The sequence below is a fragment of the Streptomyces sp. NPDC002577 genome (genome assembly GCF_053594815.1).
On record NZ_JBSFWK010000007.1, the window covers coordinates 142231 to 159658 of the forward strand.

Annotated in this window: 15 protein-coding genes; 2 read left to right on the forward strand and 13 right to left on the reverse strand. The window is 70.1% G+C overall.

The window, feature by feature from the left end:
• Positions 1-66 precede the first annotated feature (66 nt).
• Complete coding sequence (locus tag ACWD4J_RS12910) at positions 67-567, reverse strand: hypothetical protein (protein WP_451395379.1); 501 nt, start codon at positions 565-567, stop codon at positions 67-69.
• A gap of 158 nt (positions 568-725) precedes the next feature.
• Between ACWD4J_RS12910 and ACWD4J_RS12915 the strand changes: the two genes are divergently transcribed.
• A complete protein-coding gene (locus ACWD4J_RS12915) occupies positions 726-1475 on the forward strand; it encodes a leucine-rich repeat domain-containing protein (protein WP_451395380.1) in 750 nt (249 codons plus the stop codon).
• 52 nt (positions 1476-1527) lie between these two features.
• Here ACWD4J_RS12915 and ACWD4J_RS12920 read toward each other — a convergent pair whose 3' ends face one another.
• The 6 genes from ACWD4J_RS12920 to ACWD4J_RS12945 form a co-directional block, all read right to left on the reverse strand.
• Entirely contained in the window at positions 1528-2442 is a 915-nt protein-coding gene (locus ACWD4J_RS12920; RefSeq protein WP_451395381.1) for a universal stress protein, read from the reverse strand.
• A gap of 173 nt (positions 2443-2615) precedes the next feature.
• Positions 2616-2861, reverse strand: a complete 246-nt coding sequence (locus tag ACWD4J_RS12925) for a DUF397 domain-containing protein (protein ID WP_451395382.1) — start codon at positions 2859-2861, stop codon at positions 2616-2618.
• Between the two features lie 105 nt (positions 2862-2966).
• On the reverse strand, positions 2967-4166 hold the full coding sequence (locus tag ACWD4J_RS12930; protein ID WP_451395383.1) for a thiolase domain-containing protein: 1200 nt from the start codon (positions 4164-4166) through the stop codon (positions 2967-2969).
• Entirely contained in the window at positions 4163-5227 is a 1065-nt protein-coding gene (locus tag ACWD4J_RS12935) for a thiolase domain-containing protein (protein ID WP_451395384.1), read from the reverse strand. The genes ACWD4J_RS12930 and ACWD4J_RS12935 overlap by 4 nt, the downstream gene beginning before the upstream one ends.
• Positions 5228-6169: a Zn-ribbon domain-containing OB-fold protein gene (locus ACWD4J_RS12940; protein WP_451395385.1), complete on the reverse strand. Its 942-nt coding sequence runs from the start codon at positions 6167-6169 to the stop codon at positions 5228-5230.
• 40 nt (positions 6170-6209) lie between these two features.
• Entirely contained in the window at positions 6210-7010 is an 801-nt protein-coding gene (locus tag ACWD4J_RS12945) for a crotonase/enoyl-CoA hydratase family protein (protein WP_451395386.1), read from the reverse strand.
• A gap of 200 nt (positions 7011-7210) precedes the next feature.
• On the opposite strand from ACWD4J_RS12945, the gene ACWD4J_RS12950 reads away from it, so the two are divergent.
• The gene (locus ACWD4J_RS12950) at positions 7211-8845 is read left to right on the forward strand and encodes an acyl-CoA synthetase (protein ID WP_451395387.1); all 1635 of its coding nucleotides are present in this window, start codon (positions 7211-7213) and stop codon (positions 8843-8845) included.
• 86 nt (positions 8846-8931) lie between these two features.
• Here ACWD4J_RS12950 and ACWD4J_RS12955 read toward each other — a convergent pair whose 3' ends face one another.
• The 6 genes from ACWD4J_RS12955 to ACWD4J_RS12980 form a co-directional block, all read right to left on the reverse strand.
• On the reverse strand, positions 8932-9636 hold the full coding sequence (locus ACWD4J_RS12955) for an alpha/beta fold hydrolase (protein ID WP_451395388.1): 705 nt from the start codon (positions 9634-9636) through the stop codon (positions 8932-8934).
• 147 nt (positions 9637-9783) lie between these two features.
• Positions 9784-11280 carry an acyl-CoA synthetase gene (locus tag ACWD4J_RS12960; protein ID WP_451395389.1) on the reverse strand — a complete coding sequence of 499 codons (1497 nt, stop codon included), beginning with the start codon at positions 11278-11280 and terminating at the stop codon, positions 9784-9786.
• Between the two features lie 114 nt (positions 11281-11394).
• Positions 11395-12675, reverse strand: a complete 1281-nt coding sequence (locus ACWD4J_RS12965) for a TerD family protein (protein WP_451395390.1) — start codon at positions 12673-12675, stop codon at positions 11395-11397.
• 307 nt (positions 12676-12982) lie between these two features.
• Positions 12983-14533, reverse strand: coding sequence for an acyl-CoA synthetase (locus tag ACWD4J_RS12970; RefSeq protein WP_451395522.1), 1551 nt, complete (start codon positions 14531-14533; stop codon positions 12983-12985).
• 17 nt (positions 14534-14550) lie between these two features.
• Positions 14551-15675, reverse strand: coding sequence for an NAD(P)H-dependent flavin oxidoreductase (locus ACWD4J_RS12975; protein ID WP_451395391.1), 1125 nt, complete (start codon positions 15673-15675; stop codon positions 14551-14553).
• A gap of 123 nt (positions 15676-15798) precedes the next feature.
• Positions 15799-17373 (reverse strand): phytoene desaturase family protein, encoded by a 1575-nt coding sequence (locus ACWD4J_RS12980; RefSeq protein ID WP_451395392.1) that lies wholly within the window; start codon positions 17371-17373, stop codon positions 15799-15801.
• Positions 17374-17428 lie beyond the last annotated feature (55 nt).

A 17428-nucleotide genomic window follows, 5' to 3' on the forward strand; every position in this document is an offset into this window, starting at 1 on the left:
TGCTGTCCACCGCACGACAGGTGTGGCCGGGTCCGCCTGGCGGACCCGGCCACAGCGCTCCGGGGGTCAGCCCTGCTGGAACAGCTCGGCAGGGAGGGGCTTGAGCAGCGCGTACAGGTCCTCGGTGATCGGCCTGTCCCAGGCGGCGATGGTCACGAGGACGCCGTCGCTGCGGTCGAACTGGACGCAGGAGATGCGGCTCTCGGAGAGCTTGAGGCGACGGACGATCAAGAGGTTGTCGCCCTGCATCACCGGCATGTCCTCGGTGTCGAGGACGGTGACCTCTTCGTCGTTCTCCAGCGCCAGCAGCAGTTGCGCGACCTCGAACGGGATCTGCCCCTCAGCGGTCTCGCGGGCCGGGGAGCCCTCGGGCAGATTGCCGATGATCATCGCGGGGCCGCGGCCGCCGAACAGGTCGTAGCGCAGGAAGACTCCCTGGCAGCTGCCGTCCGGTGCGGGCAGCAGGCCCGCGCCGAGATTGCCCGGCCAGTCGCCCGGGTCCATGGCCAGGACGTCGAAATCCGGGCCCGCGGGTGTGGCGGCGCTGCGGCGGCGGAGGAAGGACATGCGGCCATGGTACGTGGCCGTGGCGGCTTTGCGGCGGCGGGGGCGGGCCGGATCCACGTGGCTCCGCCGCGGTGGGCCGGGCGCGGGCGACGTGCATCTGCCACGGTGAGGGGTGTTCGTGTACATGACCCATGGGCCGGTGGAACGGAGCCATTCGCGTGACCGTGAATGATCATGAGGACAGGGCCGTTGAGAGGGTGCTCAACTACTGGAGGGCGGGGCTCCACGCGGTACCCGAGGAGGTCTGGCGCCATCCGGATCTCACGGTCCTGCTGCTGCCCGACAACGCGCTCACCCAGGTCCCCGCGCAGATCGGCACGCTCAAGGCGCTGCACACCTTGGACCTGGGGCACAACAAGCTCACCCGTGTGCCGGACGAGCTCGGCGAGCTCGAGGGACTCGACCAATTCCTGTATCTGCACGACAACGAACTCGTCTCGCTCCCGGAGTCCTTGGGCCGGCTGAGCCGGCTGGGTTATCTGAACGTCGGCGAGAACGCTCTCACCCGGCTGCCCGAGTCGCTGGGCTCCATGACGGGTCTGGTGGAGCTGCGCGCCCAGGGCAACCGGCTGACCGCGCTCCCGTCCTCCATCGGGGGCCTGGCGGCGCTGCGTGAACTGTGGCTGCGCGGCAATGGACTCACCGGCCTCCCCGGCTCCGTACGGAATCTTGAGCAGTTGCGGGAACTGGAACTGCGCGAGAACGAGTTCACGGCAGTTCCGGAGGAGCTGCGCGGGCTGCCTCGGCTGCGGCGGCTCGATCTGCGCAGCAACCGACTGCGTGTCCTGCCCGGCTGGGTCGCCGAGCTGCCCGCGCTGGAGAAGCTGGATCTTCGGTGGAACGACGTCGAGGTCCCGCGCGATGTGCTGCGGGACCTCGGAAGAAGGGGCTGCGTGGTGCTGCGCTGAGCGTTGACGTCGCTGTCAGCGCTCAGCGCTCATGCCGCGCGTGCCGGGGACTTCAGTCGTCGTCCTCCGGTGCGGGTGGCACCACCGCCACGGGGCTCGCCGCGTGCAGCAGTACCGCATGCGTGACCGAGCCGAGCATCCGGGCGGGCTGGAGCAGCCGCCTGCGGTGGCGGCCGACCACCACGAGGTCGGCGTCCTTGGACGCGGCGACGACATAGCCGGCCGCGTCACCGCCCAGCACGGACACATCCACCCGCACGTCCGGGTATTCCTTCCGGTGGGGGGTCAGGAGGTCGTCCAGCTGTCGCCTGATGTCGGCGACCACCGCGTCCTGATCGACGACGGCCAGCGCGGCGAAGTCGCTGGGCACCGACCACGCGTAGAAGGGCCAGGGGTAGGCGGAGACCACGTGGAGGCGGGCGCCGCGGCGGGCGGCCGTCTCGAACGCGAAAGCCAGGGCGTGGCGGTCGGGCGATTCCGCGGAGACGCCGATCACGATGCGTGGTCCGGGCTCGGCCGGACCGTCTCCTTCCACCTCGCGTCCGGGCCGCGGCACCACCACGACCGGGCAGGTGGCGTCACGTGCCGTGGCGATGCTGTTCGAGCCGAGCAGCAGGCTCTTGAATCCGCCACGGCCTCGCGAGCCGAGCACGATCAGCTGGGCGTCGGAGCCCATGCCCGGCAGGAGCGCGGCGGGCTCGCCGTCGGCCGTCCGGTAATCGATCTCAGGCAGGCCGTCACGGCCGGCCAGTGAGGCGCGGACCTGGTCCAGCACCTCGTCGTGCGCGGGGAACGGGGGCTCAGGGATCACCACCAGCGCCCCTGGACGTGTCCACTCGGTGTACTGCCGGACGTGCACGACCCGTAGCGGCGCGTCCCGCAGCCGTGCTTCCGTCAGGGCCCATTCCAGGGCTCGCAGGCTGTCTTCAGATCCGTCGACTGCCGTGATGACCGGCAGGGTGCTCATGGTTCCTCGTCTCCGGCTTGTGCCACGATCGACCAGTTCCTCGAGCCAGACTCACTCAGACGAACACTCGAGAAAAAGGGGCGAAAGTCACACATTCGGATGATTCGAGGAATCGCAGGCACCCTGCTACGGTCCGCGCCTCCCGCGTGAGCTGCGCAAAGTCACCCCGACGCTCAGGTGAGGTCGAACTCCCCTTCGCGTGCCCCGAGCACGAAAGCCCCCCATTCGGCCGGGGTGAAGATCAGGGACGGGCTCTCCGGGAGGCCGCTGTTGCGCATCGCGATGAACCCCTCCACGAAGGCGATCTCGACGTCCCCCACCCCTCGGCTGCTGGAGCGCCACTCGGCGGCGCTCAGGTCCAGATGCTCCGGCTTCTCCCAGCCCGCACGCGGATGCTGCGTGATGGTGCTCTCGGCCACGTCCCTGCTCCTCCCGGTTCGTCGTCCGCGGCCAGACTAGCGAGCGGTACGTGCGCCGGACAGGTCACCGGCGGGGACGCGGCCGCGTCGCATACGCCGGTCCGCTCAGACGGTCGGCGGCTCCGCTCCGACCAGCCACATCGAGAAGAACTGCGAGCCGCCGCCATAGGCGTGTCCGAGGACCCTGCGGGCGCCGTCGACCTGGTGTTCTCCCGCCTGTCCGCGCACCTGGAGCGCCGCCTCGGCGAACCGGAGCATGCCGGAGGCACCGATGGGGTTGGTGGACAGGACCCCACCCGACATGTTCACCGGAAGGTGGCCGTCCAGTTCCGTGACCCCGGACTCGGTGAGCTTCCAGCCCTCGCCCTCGTCGGCGAAGCCGAGGTTCTCCAGCCACATCGGCTCGTACCAGGAGAACGGCACGTACATCTCGACGGCGTCGATCTCCCGCCGGGGATCGGCGATGCCCGCCTGCCGGTACACGTCCGCCGCGCAGTCCGTGCCGGCCTTGGGCGACACGAACTGCTTGCCGGCGAAGAGCGTCGGTTCGCTGCGCATCGCGCCGCCCAGCACCCAGGCCGGGGACCGCGGTGAACGGGCTGCGCCCGAGCGGTCGGTGAGGATCATGGCGCACGCACCGTCGGACGACGGGCAGGTCTCCGAGTAGCGGATCGGATCCCACAGCATCGGGGACGCCTGGACCTTCTCCAGCGTGATGTCGTGCTCGTGGAGGTGTGCGTAGGGGTTTTTGAGAGCGTTCCGCCGGTCCTTGTACGCGACGAGGGAGCCGACCGTGTCCGGAGCGCCGCTGCGCCGCATGTACGCGCGCACGTGCGGGGCGAAGAAGCCGCCGGCACCGGCGAGCAGCGGCTGCTGGAAGGGGACGGGCAGGGACAGGCCCCACATGGCGTTGGACTCGGACTGTTTTTCGAAGGCGAGCGCCAGGACGGTGCCGTGGACGCGGGCCGCGATCAGGTTGGCGGCCACGAGTGCGGTGGAGCCGCCGACCGACCCCGCCGTGTGCACCCGGAGCATGGGTTTCCCGACGGCTCCCAGCGCGTCGGCGAGGTACAGCTCGGGCATCATGACGCCCTCGAAGAAGTCTGGGGCCTTGCCGATCACCACGGCGTCGACGTCCGCCCAGGTCAGCTCGGCGTCTTCGAGAGCGCGCCCGGCGGCCTCGCGGACCAGGCCCGCGATGGACACGTCGCGGCGCGCGGCGACGTGCTTGGTCTGGCCGATGCCGACGACGGCCACGGGCTCCTTGCCCGCCCTGCCCGCCGGCGCGGGTCGCACTGTGCTCATCGCGGGTCTCCCTCCAGTACGGCGACCAGGTTCTGCTGCAGGCACGGGCCGGATGTGGCGTGACCGAGGGCGCGGTCCGATTCACCGCGGTGGATGCGCCCGGCGGCCTCGCCGATCCGGATGAGGCCCGCGACCATCACGGGGTTGGCCGAGAGCGCGCCGCCGGACGGGTTGACGTTCACCGTGTCGTCGAGCCTGAGCGCCTTGCGCAGCACCACCTCCTGAGAGGAGAAGGGCGCGTGCAACTCCACCGTGTCCACCGGCCGTTCGAAGGCGCCTGCCCGCTCCGCGGCCAGCCGCGTCGACGGCGAATCCGTGAGGTCGCGTACGCCCAGGCTGTGCGCCTCGATGCGATGGTCGATCCCGCGGATCCAGGCCGGCCGCTCGCACAGGTCGCGGGCCCGCTCGCCCGCGGCGAGGATCACGGCCGCCGCCCCGTCGCCCACGGGGGGACAGTCCCCGGTGCGCAGGGGGCATACGACGTACTCGCCCTGGCGACGCGCGCCGGGCACCTGGGCGTGCGGGTTGTCCGCGGCGGCCGCGCGGCTGCGTGCGGCGACGCCCGCAAGGGCGCGCTCATCCGTGTCCCCTGCATCGATCAGTGCCTGGGCCTGCAGGGCCGCGAGCGCCACCGAGTCGGGCCACAGCGGTGCCACGTAGTACGGGTCGAGCTGGCGGGTCAGCACGTCCCGCACGGAGCCCGGCGAGGACTTGCCGTGCGCGTACACGAGTGCCGTGTCGGCCTCGCCGGTCAGCAGTGTGATCCACGCCTCGTACAGCGCCCAGGCGCCGTCCATCTCGACGTGCGACTCGGAGATGGGCGGCCAGGCGCCGACTCCGTCCAGCGCCATGGTGAAGGAGAAGGGGCGGCCGGCGAGGTAGTCGCTGGAGCCTGAGCAGGTGAAGTCGATGTCGCCGGCCCTGAGGCCGGTGCGGCCCAGGACCTCGTGCAGCACCGGCATGAGCATCTCGACCTCGGAGAGCTCGTCGGTGGCGCGCCGGTGGTCGGTCTGCCCGAAGGAGACGACAGCGATCTCGCGCCCCGGTGGTGTGCCTGGCATTTAGACCAGCTCCTTGTACGTCTCGTAGTCCGCGTCGGGTTCGCCGGTGGGCCGGTAGTGGTCCGGGTAGCGGCCGCCCTCGCTCCACACCGGCTCCACGCGCAGGCCCATCCGCACCTGGTCGTAGGGGATGCCGGCGATACGTCCGTGCAGGGCGAGGTCGGCGCCGTCGAGGGCGATGTGCGCGTAGACGTACGGGACCTCGATGTCGAGGTTCTTCGCCTTGATGTTGACGATGCAGTAGGTGGTGACGGTGCCGCGGGGGCCGACCTCGGCCTGTTCCGATGTGGCGACACCGCAGGTCGGGCATGCGCCCCGCGGCGGTACGTACACCTTGCGGCAGGACGGGCAGCGCTCTCCGACCGTCTTCTGCTCCGCGAGGGCACTGATGTAGCCGGACTGGGCGCGGCCCGGCGTATAGGTGTAGTCGAGGCGGGCGGGCGCGACGATGCCGGTCACCATCTCCTCGAAGCGGCCGTCATGCCCGCCGGGCCCGCGTCCCGCACCGTCGTACGGCTCGAAGCAGGCGATGTCCGTGATGGCGCCGGAGCGTTCGCCGGCCCAGCGGATGCGGACGCGCATGCCCGTGTGCACGGCATCGGGTCCCGGTGCGTCGAGGGCGTGCAGGAGGGCGGTGTCGGCGCCGTCGAGTTTCACGAGGACCCAGGCGAACGGCCGATCGAGGGGCTGGCCGCGGCGGGGCTCGTGGTTCCAGGCCCAGGTGGTGACGGTGCCGGTGGGGGCGACCTCGACGAGGTCGCGTATGTCCTCGGCGGTCACGGGGTCGTACTCGACGGGAGGCACCAGGGTCCTGCCGTCGGCGGTCTGCACGCCGAGAACGACGCGTTCGCGCAGACCGGTGAGGAAGGCGCTCTGCACGGGGCCGAGGGAACGCGTGAAGGGGAACTCGACGACGAGGGGGGCTTTGAGGACTTCGGGCACGGGATCTCCTCGTGGGAGGGTCGGGATGCGTCGGTCTGCGTCAGGCGCGCCGGTAGACGGGCGGGCGTTTCTCGGCGAAGGCGCGGGCGCCTTCCTTGGCGTCGGCGGTGTCGAAGATCGGCCAGCCGCGTTCGAGTTCGGACTTCAGCGCGTCCGCCTCGGTCATCTCGGCGGTCTCGTAGACGGACGCCTTGACCGCCTCGACGGCGAGCGGGCCGCAGGCGTTGATCTGCTCGGCGATGGCGAGCGCGCGCTCCAGCGCGGTGCCATCGGGGACGACGTGTCCGACCAGCCCGATGCGCGCGGCCTCGTCGGCGGTGTACGAGCGGCCGGTGAGCAGCATCTCCAGAGCGTGCGTACGAGGGATCTGCCGCTGCAGGCGGACCGTGGATCCGCCGATGGGGAACAGGCCGCGCCTGACCTCGAAGAGCCCGAAGGTGGCGGACTCCCCTGCGACCCGGATGTCGGTGCCCTGGAGGATCTCCGTGCCGCCCGCGACACAGTGGCCCTCGACGGCGGCGATGACCGGCTTGCGCGGGCGGTGGTGGCGCAGCATCGCCTTCCAGTGCAGATCGGGGTCGGCCTTGAGCCGGTCCCGGTACTGCCGGCCCTCCATCCCCTTGCCCGCGAGCGCTTTCAGATCCATGCCGGCGCAGAACGCGCCGCCGGCGCCGGTGAGTACGACGGAGCGGACCGTGTCGTCCTCGTCGGCCTCGATCCATCCGTCGTACAGGCCGACCAGCATCGGCAGTGAGAGTGCGTTCTTGGCCTCCGGCCTGTTGAGCGTGAGCACCAGTGTGGCGCCTTCGCGCTGCACGGTGAGGTGTTCCGTCCCACCCATTGCCGTCCTCCCGTCTTCAGACTGGAACAGGTTGCAGGAGGCGCGTGCCCAGTTCAATAGTTTTCTGACTGACAGTCAGATTTCTTGTGCGGGGGGCCTTCCCAGTTGTGGGCACCTCTGCTCTGATGACCGCCGGGTCACTTGGAGAGGTCAGCTGGACGGTCTGGGTCACGAGCTTTGACGCCCGGTCAGGAGGAGCGGTGGAGTACAACCTTGCCGATCTGTTCGAATCGGTCGTCGATGTGGTGCCCCACCGCGAGGCGCTCGTGTACATCGACCACCCCGGCACGGGGACGGAGCGCAGACTCACCTACGCCGAACTGGACGCGGCCGCCAACCGCATCGCTCACCATCTGATCGACAGCGGCATCCGGCCGGGCGAACACCTGGGCCTCCATCTGTACAACGGCATCGAGTACCTGCAGACGGTCCTCGGGTGTCTCAAAGCGCGCATCGTGCCGGTGAACGTCAACTACCGGTATGTGGAGGACGAGCTGGCCTACCTCTACCGGGACGCAGACCTGGCGGCTCTCGTCTTCGACGCGGAGTTCACCGGGCGGGTGGCGGCGGCCCTGCCCCACACGGACAAACTGCGGCATCTGGTGCGCGTCGGCGCCCCACCGGAGGGCGGCGACGATGTGCCGGCCGTGCCCTTCGCGGAGGCCCAGGCGGCCGGCTCCCCCGAGCGCGGGTTCCCGGCCCGCTCCGCCGACGACCTGTTCATCATCTACACCGGCGGCACGACCGGCATGCCCAAGGGCGTGATGTGGCGCCAGGAAGATCTCTTCTTCTCGGGTCTCGGCGGCGGCGCACCGACCGGCGAGCCCGTCAAAAGGCCGGAGGAGCTGGCCGAACGCGTCGCGGCGGGCGGCGACGGCATCACCTTCTTCCCCACTCCCCCGCTGATGCACGGCACCTCGACGCTCACCGCGTTCATCGGCTTCAACTTCGGCCAACGCGTCGTCGTGCACCGCAGGTTCGTACCCGAGGAAGTGCTGCGCACGATCGAGAAGGAGAGGGTCACCAGCATGGCGCTGGTGGGCGACGCGATGCTGCGCCCGCTGATCGACGCCCTGGGCGGCCCACTGAAGGACACCGACTGCTCCTCTCTGTTCAGCGTGTCGTCCTCGGGCGCCGTTCTGTCGGAGACGGTGCGGGAGCAGTTCCTCGCGCTCGTCCCGAACGTGATGCTGCTGAACAACTTCGGGTCGTCCGAATCCGGTTTCAACGGCACGGCGACGGCCGACTCCGGTCCGGACGCCGGCTTCCGGGTCCGCGTCAACGCCCGTACGCAGGTGGTGGACCCCGCCACGCACGAGCCCGTGGCACCCGGCGAGGTGGGACGCATCGCGCAGCGCGGCCACGTGCCGCTCGGCTACTACAACGACCCGCGCAAGACCGCCGAGACGTTCTTCCGGAAGGGCGACGAGCGGTGGGTGCTGCTCGGCGACATGGCGACGGTCGACGAGGACGGCATCGTCATCGTCCTCGGCCGGGGCTCGCAGTGCATCAACACCGGCGGCGAGAAGGTCTATCCGGAGGAGGTCGAGGAGACTCTCAAGGCCCATCCGGACGTGTACGACGCACTGGTGGCCGGCGTGCCGGACGCGCAGTGGGGCAACCACGTGGCGGCCGTGGTACAGCTGCGCGAGGGCGCGGCGCGGCCCTCCCTGCACGCCATCCAGGCCCACTGCCGTACTCGTCTCGCGGGCTACAAGATCCCGCGCCAGCTCGTCGTCACGGACCGGATCCAGCGCTCGCCGAGCGGCAAGGCGGACTACCGGTGGGCGAGGGCGGTGGCGAGGGCCGCGGACGGAGCGGCAGGGGGCGAGTAGGGCGGTCGGAGGCGGGCACCTGGTCCGTCGGCGCAGCCGTCCGCTCGGGGAGATCCTCCGCGCTCGGGCTCCCGCCCGAGCGCTTGTCACTCGCTGAGGAACGCCTCCACGGCCGCCAGGAACTCCTTCGGCCGGGTCTCGTGCACGAGATGGCCCGCATCGATCGTGACCAGCCGGGCGTCGGTAAGGAGGCCGGCGAGGACGGTGATCTGGTCCTGCGGGATGAGGCTCGACGGGCCGCCGCCGATGAGCAGCGTGGGCATGATGATCTTTCCCATGTGGTCCCACCACACAGGATCGGGCGCGTTGCGCTGCTCATCGGTCTGGAGCACCATCTCCCAGTCAAAGGGCAGATCGCCGTCGGGGCGTTCCGCCGGCGGGCGTGGGGGGTCCAGCGGGAAGGGGGCGGGCACGTCCTCCAGTACGAGACGGCGTACGCGCTCCGGATGCTGCTGCGCAAGGAGATACGCGGCAGCTCCGCCGAGGGAGTGCCCGACGACATCGGCGCGCTCGATCCCGAGGGCGGTGAGGAAGCCGAACGCGTCGTCGCGCATCGACTCATACCTGTAGGTGCCGGGCCAGTCGCTGCGGCCGTGCCCGCGCAGATCCAGGGCGAGGACACGGCGGGCAGCGGACAACGGACCGGCGATCCGGTCCCAGTCCGTGCTGTCGGCGCCGCGACAGTGGAGCAGCACGACGGGCGGGGTGTCCGCCGCCGCGTCATCGGGTCCCCACGTGCGGTAGGCCAGCGTGATCCCGTTCGCCTTGACTGTCCTGAGAGCGTTCTCCATCCGGTCAACGTAGGCCGTTCGGCGGAGGAGTTCGGGCGAGTACGCCGTGAGCGGAGCAGTTCCGCGTCCCGCTGAAAGGACCACGGTACGCCTCACGGCACGGCCGTCACGCGACGCGCCCCTTCACGAGTCCCCTCACGGACCCCTTCACGAGCTGAAGCGGTCCCGCAGCTCCCTCTTGAGGATCTTTCCGCTGGCGTTGCGCGGCAGTTCGTCCACGAACAGGACGCGCTTGGGCGCCTTGAAATGGGCGAGCTTCTCGCGTGCGTGGGCGATGAGTTCGGCCTCGGAGACCTCGCCGCGTGGCACGACCACCGCGGTGACGGCCTCGATCCACCGCTCGTCCGGGAGGCCGATCACGGCCGTCTCGGCGACCGCGGGGTGTTCGTACAACACATCCTCCACCTGACGGGACGCGACCAGGACGCCACCGGAGTTGATGACGTCCTTCACGCGGTCGACGACGGTGAAGTAGCCCTCGGCGTCCCGGACGACGAGGTCGCCGGAGTGGAACCAGCCGTCCCGGAACGCTTCGGCGGTCTCCTCCGGCTTGTCCCAGTAGCCCTCGCACAGCTGCGGGGAGCGGTAACAGACCTCGCCCGGTGTGCCGTCCGGGACCTCCTTGCCCGACTCGTCGACGACCCGTGCCTCGACGAACAGCACCGGGCGGCCGCACGAGTCCATGCGGCCCTCGTGCTCGTGGGGTCCGAGCACGGTGGCCAGCGGCCCGATCTCGCTCTGCCCGAAGCAGTTGTAGAAGGCGAGCCGGGGCAGTCGTCCGCGCAGCCGTTCGAGGACGGGGACAGGCATGATCGATGCCCCGTAGTAGGCCTTTCTGAGAGCGCTCAGATCCCGTGTGGCGAATTCGGGGTGGTTGGACAGCCCGATCCACACGGTGGGCGGCGCGAACAGGCTGTCCGCACGGCCCGCCTCGACCAGATCGAAGATCCGGCCCGCGTCGGGCGCGTCGAGGATGGTGTTCTCGGCGCCCACGGCGAGATACGGCAGCAGGAACACGTGCATCTGCGCCGAGTGGTAGAGCGGCAGCGAGTGGACGGGCCGGTCGCCGGCGTCGAGGTCCAGCGCGTGGATGGCGCTGACGTACTCGTGGACGAGGGCGCGGTGCGTCATCATCGCGCCCTTCGGGAGTGCGGTGGTGCCGGAGGTGTAGAGCAGCTGCACGAGGTCCTCGGCCGCCGGCTCCGGCCCGTCGTACGGTGCCGTGGACGCGAGCCGGGCGAGCAGCGAGTCGTCCGTGTCGCGCAGGGTCAGGGTGCGTACGCCGGTGGGGAGCCGGTCCGCGAGATCGGGATCGGCCAGTACGAGAGCGCTCCCGGACTGGCCCACGATGTACGCCAGGTCGTCGCCGGTGAGGTTCTGGTTGACGGGGACGTGCACGAGTCCGGCCCGGGAACAGGCGAGGAAACCGATCAGATACGCGTCCGAGTTGTGCGCGTAGGCGCCGACCCGGTCTCCGGGCGCGAGGCCCGACTCACGCAGCACGCCCGCAGCGCGGGAGATCGCCTCGTCGAGTTCGGCGTACGTCCAACTCCGGTCGCGGTACCGGACGGCGGTCCGGTCCGGCGTACGCCGTGCGCTGCGCCGGACCACGCCGTCGACCGTGCTGCTGTGTCCACCTGCCATGGCGTGATCCTCTGGGCCACCGTGCGGCAGGTCAAGACGTCTGCACGGACGGCACGGCACATGGCAGTGGACGGACTCAGTGCCTGAGTTGCGGCTCAGTCCTGGATCTGCGGCTCAGTCCTTGAACTCGACGGGGCCGCGGTCCATCTTGAACTGCCCGTCGCTGTAGAGCATGGGCCGGGACTCGGAGTGGCGCTTGCTGTACTTCTCGACCTGGGAGATCTTCACACCCTCGGGAGCCGTGAAGTCGACGAGGGCGATGGCCACCCAGTAGGCGTTGTTGTTCTCGGAGTACAGCGGGACGGTGACGGTGGAGCCGGCTCCGTCGCTGACCACGGCCTTGGCGCCGAAGCTCTTGAAGCTGCCGGTGCCGTTGGAGATCGCGCTGTAGGCACAGATCAGCAGGTAGCCCTGCTGGTCGGGGCGCTTGATGCGCACCGTCTCGCGCCCGGGCTGCTTGGCGTCCTGGTCGAGTGCGATGTACGGGGCCCCCTCCAGGGAGCCGCGGTTGTTCCAGTAGACCCCGCCGGCGGTCGGGTCGTCATTGGCATCGTCCTCCTCGTCCCGCCTGTCGTCGCGCCCCAGCCCGTCCTTGACCCTGGAGGCGGGGACGAAGAGCGCGTACAGATCGAGGTCCGCACCACGGCTGCCGCGCGTGCCGCCGTCCCATTCGAGGGACGCCGTGACGACGATCGCCGGATCCGCCTTGTTGAGGCTGATCGTCGCGGCTCCCGACTTGGTCAGCTCGATCTTGCCCAGGGGCACCTTGGACAGGGCGGGCTGGGACGCCGACACAGGCGGTGCTGCCGCCGGGCCCGGCTGAGAGGAGGGCTGAGGGACCGGCGAAGGAAGCGCCTGCTGCGCGGCCGGTGCGGCGAGGGGCTCCGGGGCGGATTCCTCGGCGACCATGATCCCGAAGTCGGCGGCGACTCCGGCAAGCCCGTTCGCGTACCCCTGCCCGACCGCGCGGACCTTCCACCCGTCGCCGCGCCGGTACAACTCGGCGAGGAGCAGGACGGTCTCACCCGACGTCAGGGGCGGCGGCGCGAAGGAGAGCCGGTCGTGAGCGCTCTCGATCTCCACTCGCGGCGTCGAGGATGCCTCGAAGGTCGTCCCGGGCCTGTCGACATCGATGCTCGCGGTGAGGGCGACGGTCTGTATCTCCCCCGGTATCCGGGCGAGGTCCGCGGTCATCGTCAGGCCGTCGACCGTGATGCCGTCCTGTTCCGGATGGTTGAAGAAGACCAGGTCGTCGTCGCCCCGGACCTTGCCCTCGCCCGTGAGCAGCATCGCGGACACGTCGACCGGCACGGTGGTGTGCACGGTGAGCACCGCCTGAGGGCCCGGCAGAGGCGCATTGCCACCCTTGAGCAGCTCGTTGAGAGCACTGTCCATGAATCCTCCCCCTTTTCTTCACAGCAGGTGAGGGGCAGCGTAACTGAGCGGATGCACCGTCAGCCGCCGAACGCGCAGTTCACGTAGGGGCGTCGAAGGGGCGGGAGCGCAGAGGGCGGATCACGACGGCACATACATCAGCTTGTCCGGGTTGAGTACCCCGTACACGGCGTCGATGCGACCGTTCCTGACCGCGATGGTGAGGAAGCGGGCGAGGACCCTCGCGTGTTCCTCCTCGGAAAGCGGGAACTTGTCGGGAGAACGCCGCGAGTCAGGGCCCCGTGAGAGCTCAGAAGCACGTCCTGCGTCACACTGCGCGAGTGTGGCCCTCCCAGTAGGGATCGCGCAGCCGCCGCTTGTACAGCTTGCCGTTCGGGTCGCGCGGCATCGAGGCGATGAAGTCCACGCTCTTGGGGCGCTTGTACCCGGCGAGCTGCTGCTCGCAGTGGGCGAGGATGTCGGCGGCCAGCGCATCGCCCGGCTCGTGGCCTTCGGCGGCTTGGACGACGGCCTTGACCTCCTCGCCCCAGTCGTCGTGCGGAATGCCGAAGGCGGCGGCGTCGGCGACAGCGGGATGGGTCAGGAGAGCGGCCTCGATCTCGGCCGGGTAGATATTGACGCCACCCGAGATGATCATGTCGATCTTGCGGTCGCGGAGGTAGAGGTACCCGTCCTCGTCGAGGTAACCGAGATCGCCGACGGTGAAGAATTCGCCGATGCGGTTCTTCTTCGTCTTGGACTCGTCCTTGTGGTAGCTGAAGCCGCCGGTGGACATCGTCATGTAGACCGTGCCGAGTTCGCCGGGCGCCAGCTGGTTGCCGTCGTCGTCGAAGATCGCGAGTCGGCTGATCGGCCAGGCCTTGCCGACCGTGCCGGGCTTCTTCAGCCAGTCCTCGGCGGTGGCGAAGGCTCCGCCGCCCTCGCTGGCCGCGTAGTACTCCTCCACACAGTTCCCCCACCAGTCGATCATCGCCCGCTTCACATGGTCGGGGCAGGGCGCGGCACCGTGGATGGCATGCCGCATCGACGACACGTCGTAGCCGGCCCGCACCTCCTCCGGCAGCGCGAGCAGGCGGTGGAACTGGGTGGGGACCATGTGCGTGTGGGTACACCGGTACCGGTCGATGAGGCGGAGCATCTCCTCGGGCGTCCACTTGTCCATCAGCACCAGCTGGTGCCCGATGTGCAGTGACGACCCGGCGAACTGGAGCACCGCCGTGTGATAGAGCGGCGAGCACACGAGGTGCACATTGCCGTCGAACGGTTTGATTCCGAAGAAGCCGAGGAAGCCGCCGAGATGCGCCTCCTCGGGGAGCTTGCCGGGCAGTGGCCTGCGGATGCCGCGCGGGCGGCCGGTGGTGCCCGAGGTGTAGTTCATGACCCAGCCCAGGGTGCGGTCGGCCGGCTCGGACCCGGGCTGTCCGTCGAGGAGTTCGGCGTAGGGACGGAAGCCTTCGACGGCGCCGACGGCGTACCGCCGGCCGACCGGGAGCTTCGCCTCGTCTGCGGCCTGACGTGCGGCGTCGGCGAACCGTTCGTGTGCGATGAGCACCTTGGCGCCGGAGTCGGCGACGATCCAGGCGATCTCGGGCCCGACGAGGTGGTGGTTGACGGGCACAAGGTAGAAACCGGCCTGCTGGGCGGCCAGATACGCCGTGAAGAACTCGACGCCGTTGGGCAGCACGACAGCGAACGCGTCGCCCCGCTCGAGTCCGTCCGCGCGCAGCCCGTGCACCAGGCGGTTGGCAGCGGCGAGCAGGCGCCCCGCCATCCACTCCTCGCCGTCGGGCGCGATCAGGATCGTACGGTCCGGGTTCGCGGCCGCCTGCGCCCAGAAACCGTTCGGACGCGCGCTCATGGCCGCCTCGCGCGCACTCATGGCCGTCCCCTTCCCGCGATGCGGTCGAGGCGGTCGACAGCGCGTTCGAAGCCGCTGGTCAGGTCGTCGAAGACGGCCTGGACGCTGCGTTCGCTGTTCATACGGCCGACGATCTGCCCCACGGGCGTGCCGAGCAGCGGCCCGACCTCGTACTTCTGGATACGCGAGACGGCCTCCGCGACGAGCAGGCCCTGGAGGGGCATGGGAAGCGGGCCGGGTCCTGCCGGATCGTCCCAGGCGTCGGTCCACTCGGTGCGCAGCTGCCGCGCGGGCTTGCCGGTGAGGGCGCGGGAGCGGACCGTGTCGCCCGATCCGGCGGCAAGGAGCTTCCGCGTCAGCGCCCGTGAGTGGAGGTCTGCCTCCGTGGTGGTCAGCCACACAGAGCCGAGCCACACACCTTGGGCGCCGAGAGTGAGCGCGGCCGCCACCTGCTCGCCGCTGCCGATGCCGCCCGCGGCCAGCACGGGCAACGGCGCGACGGCCTCGGCGACTTCGGGGGTGAGCACCATGGAGGCGATCTCGCCGGTGTGCCCGCCCGCTTCGTACCCCTGCGCGACCACGATATCGATGCCGGCTTCGGCATGTTTGCGCGCGTGACGCGCGCTGCCGGCGAGGGCCGCCACGAGCACGCCCTGGCCGTGAGCGCGCGCGACGACGTCGGCGGGCGGCGAGCCGAGCGCGTTGGCGAGGAGTCTGATCGGATAGTCGAATGCGACGTCGAGCTGCGTGCGCGCGACCTGTTCCATCCAGCCGGTGATGCGCCACCCGGAGGCCTCACCCTCGGCGAGCTCGGGCACGCCGTGTTTGGCGAGGGTGTCCTTGACGAACTGCCGGTGCCCTTCCGGGATCATCGCCTCGACATCGGCCTCCGTCAGTGTTTGATGGTTCGGGGCGTCGACCTTCTTGGCGGGCATGACGACGTCGAGACCGTAGGGCTTGCCGTCGACGTGGGCCTCGATCCAGTCGAGGTCGCGTTTCAGCTCGTCAGGGGCCGTGTAGCGGACCGCGCCGAGCACCCCGAATCCGCCCGCCCTGCTGATGGCGGCGGCCACCGCCGGGAACGGCGTGAAGCCGAAGATGGCGTGCTCGATCCCCAGTTTCTTGCTCAGCTCCGTCTCCATGGGCGCAGGATGCCGCAGCCGCCCGGACGACGGAAGAGATTTTCTGATGCAGTGTCAGATTCTTTGCGTCCGGCCGGATCCTTTGCGTCTGGTCGTTGCGTCTTCGGATGTGAGTGGTGTGCGCTACTGCGGCTCCAGTACGGCCATCGCCGCGTTGTGCCCCGGGATTCCGCTGACGCCGCCGCCGCGCACGGCGCCCGCACCGCACAGCAGGACGTTCGCGTGCCGGGTCTCCACGCCCCAGCGTCCCGTGCCCTCCTGGGCGTACGGGAAGGCGAGATCGCGGTGGAAGATGTTGCCGCCGGGCAGCCGCAGGTCCCGTTCCAGGTCGAGTGGCGTCTTGGCCTCGATGCAGGGACGACCGTCCGCGTCGGTGGCCAGGCAGTCCACGAGGGGTTCGGCGAGGTGGGCGTCCAGCTGCGCCAGCGTCGACTTCAGCAGGTCCTCGCGGGCGGCGTCGTTGTCGCGTTCGAAGAGCCTCGCCGGGCTGTGCAGACCGAAGAGGGTGAGGGTCTGGTACCCGCGCTCCACCAGGTCCGGGCCGAGGATGGTCGGGTCCGTGAGCGAGTGGCAGTAGATCTCGGAGGGCGGGGCGGAGGGCAGTCTTCCGTCCGCGGCCTCCGCGTACGCGCTCGCCAGCTGTTCATAGCCCTCGGCGATGTGGAAGGTCCCGGAGAACGCCTCGCGCGGGTCCACAGCGGTGTCCCGCAGCCGTGGCAGCCGCTTCAGAAGCATGTTGACCTTGAGCTGGGCGCCTTCGGCTGGGGCGGGCGGCTCGTCGCCGAGCAGAGTTGCCAGAGCCTGGGGTGAGGCGCCCACCAGGACGTGCCGGGCGGCGACGGTGCCGTGCACGGCTTCCGCCTCCTTCCCGTCCCCGGTCCGGTACGTCACTTCGGCGTGCTGCCGTCCGTCGGTCTCGACGCGGGTCACCTCGTGGCCGGTGAGGATCTCGGCGCCGGCCGTACGCGCGGCCGAGGCGAGGGCGTCGGTCAGGGCTCCCATGCCGCCGACGGGCACGTCCCAGTCGCCTGTGCCGCCGCCGATGACGTGGTAGAGGAAGCAGCGGTTCTGCTTCAGGGACGGGTCGTGGGCGTCGGCAAAGGTGCCGATGAGGGCGTCGGTGAGGACGACGCCGCGGACCAGGTCGTCGGTGAAGCGGGCCTCGATCGCGGCGCCGATGGGCTCTTCGAAGAGCATGCGCCAGGCCGCTTCGTCGTCGATGCGGCGGCGCAGCTCGTCGCGGCCGGGCAGCGGCTCCGTGAGCGTGGGGAAGACCCGTTCGGCGACGCGGCGGGTCATGCCATAGAAGTCGAGCCATGACGCGTACTCGGTGGTGCCCCCGGTCAGGCGCTCGAAGGACTCCCGTGTACGGTCCGGGCCGCCCCCGACGAGCAGTCCCGTCGCACGGCCGCCCCGCTCGACGGGCGTGTACGAGGAGACGGTGCGCTTCCGGGTCGTGAAGGTCAGCTCCAGGTCGCGGACGATCTTCTGCGGGAGCAGGCTCACCAGGTAGGAGTAGCGGGAGAGGCGGGCGTCGACACCGGCGAAGGGCCTGGTCGACACGGCGGCGCCGCCCGTGGTGCCGAGGCGCTCCAACAGCAGCACGGAGCGGCCGGCCCGGGCGAGGTAGGCGGCGGCGACGAGACCGTTGTGGCCACCGCCGACGATGACGACGTCGTAGTGCTGGTGTGCGGGCATGGTTCTTCGTAACACGTGGGTGCGGGGCGTGGGCAGTCGCAGGCGTGCCGCCACC

Excerpts from the sequence above, each read along its gene's own strand:
- ACWD4J_RS12910 (WP_451395379.1), bottom strand. The coding sequence starts at position 567 with ATGTCCTTCCTCCGCCGCCGCAGCGCCGCCACACCCGCGGGCCCGGAT.
- ACWD4J_RS12920 (WP_451395381.1), bottom strand. The coding sequence starts at position 2,442 with ATGAGCACCCTGCCGGTCATCACGGCAGTCGACGGATCTGAAGACAGC.
- ACWD4J_RS12930 (WP_451395383.1), bottom strand. The coding sequence starts at position 4,166 with ATGAGCACAGTGCGACCCGCGCCGGCGGGCAGGGCGGGCAAGGAGCCC.
- ACWD4J_RS12935 (WP_451395384.1), bottom strand. The coding sequence starts at position 5,227 with ATGCCAGGCACACCACCGGGGCGCGAGATCGCTGTCGTCTCCTTCGGG.
- ACWD4J_RS12945 (WP_451395386.1), bottom strand. The coding sequence starts at position 7,010 with ATGGGTGGGACGGAACACCTCACCGTGCAGCGCGAAGGCGCCACACTG.
- ACWD4J_RS12955 (WP_451395388.1), bottom strand. The coding sequence starts at position 9,636 with ATGGAGAACGCTCTCAGGACAGTCAAGGCGAACGGGATCACGCTGGCC.
- ACWD4J_RS12960 (WP_451395389.1), bottom strand. The coding sequence starts at position 11,280 with ATGGCAGGTGGACACAGCAGCACGGTCGACGGCGTGGTCCGGCGCAGC.
- ACWD4J_RS12965 (WP_451395390.1), bottom strand. The coding sequence starts at position 12,675 with ATGGACAGTGCTCTCAACGAGCTGCTCAAGGGTGGCAATGCGCCTCTG.
- ACWD4J_RS12970 (WP_451395522.1), bottom strand. The coding sequence starts at position 14,533 with ATGAGCGCGCGTCCGAACGGTTTCTGGGCGCAGGCGGCCGCGAACCCG.
- ACWD4J_RS12975 (WP_451395391.1), bottom strand. The coding sequence starts at position 15,675 with ATGGAGACGGAGCTGAGCAAGAAACTGGGGATCGAGCACGCCATCTTC.
- ACWD4J_RS12980 (WP_451395392.1), bottom strand. The coding sequence starts at position 17,373 with ATGCCCGCACACCAGCACTACGACGTCGTCATCGTCGGCGGTGGCCAC.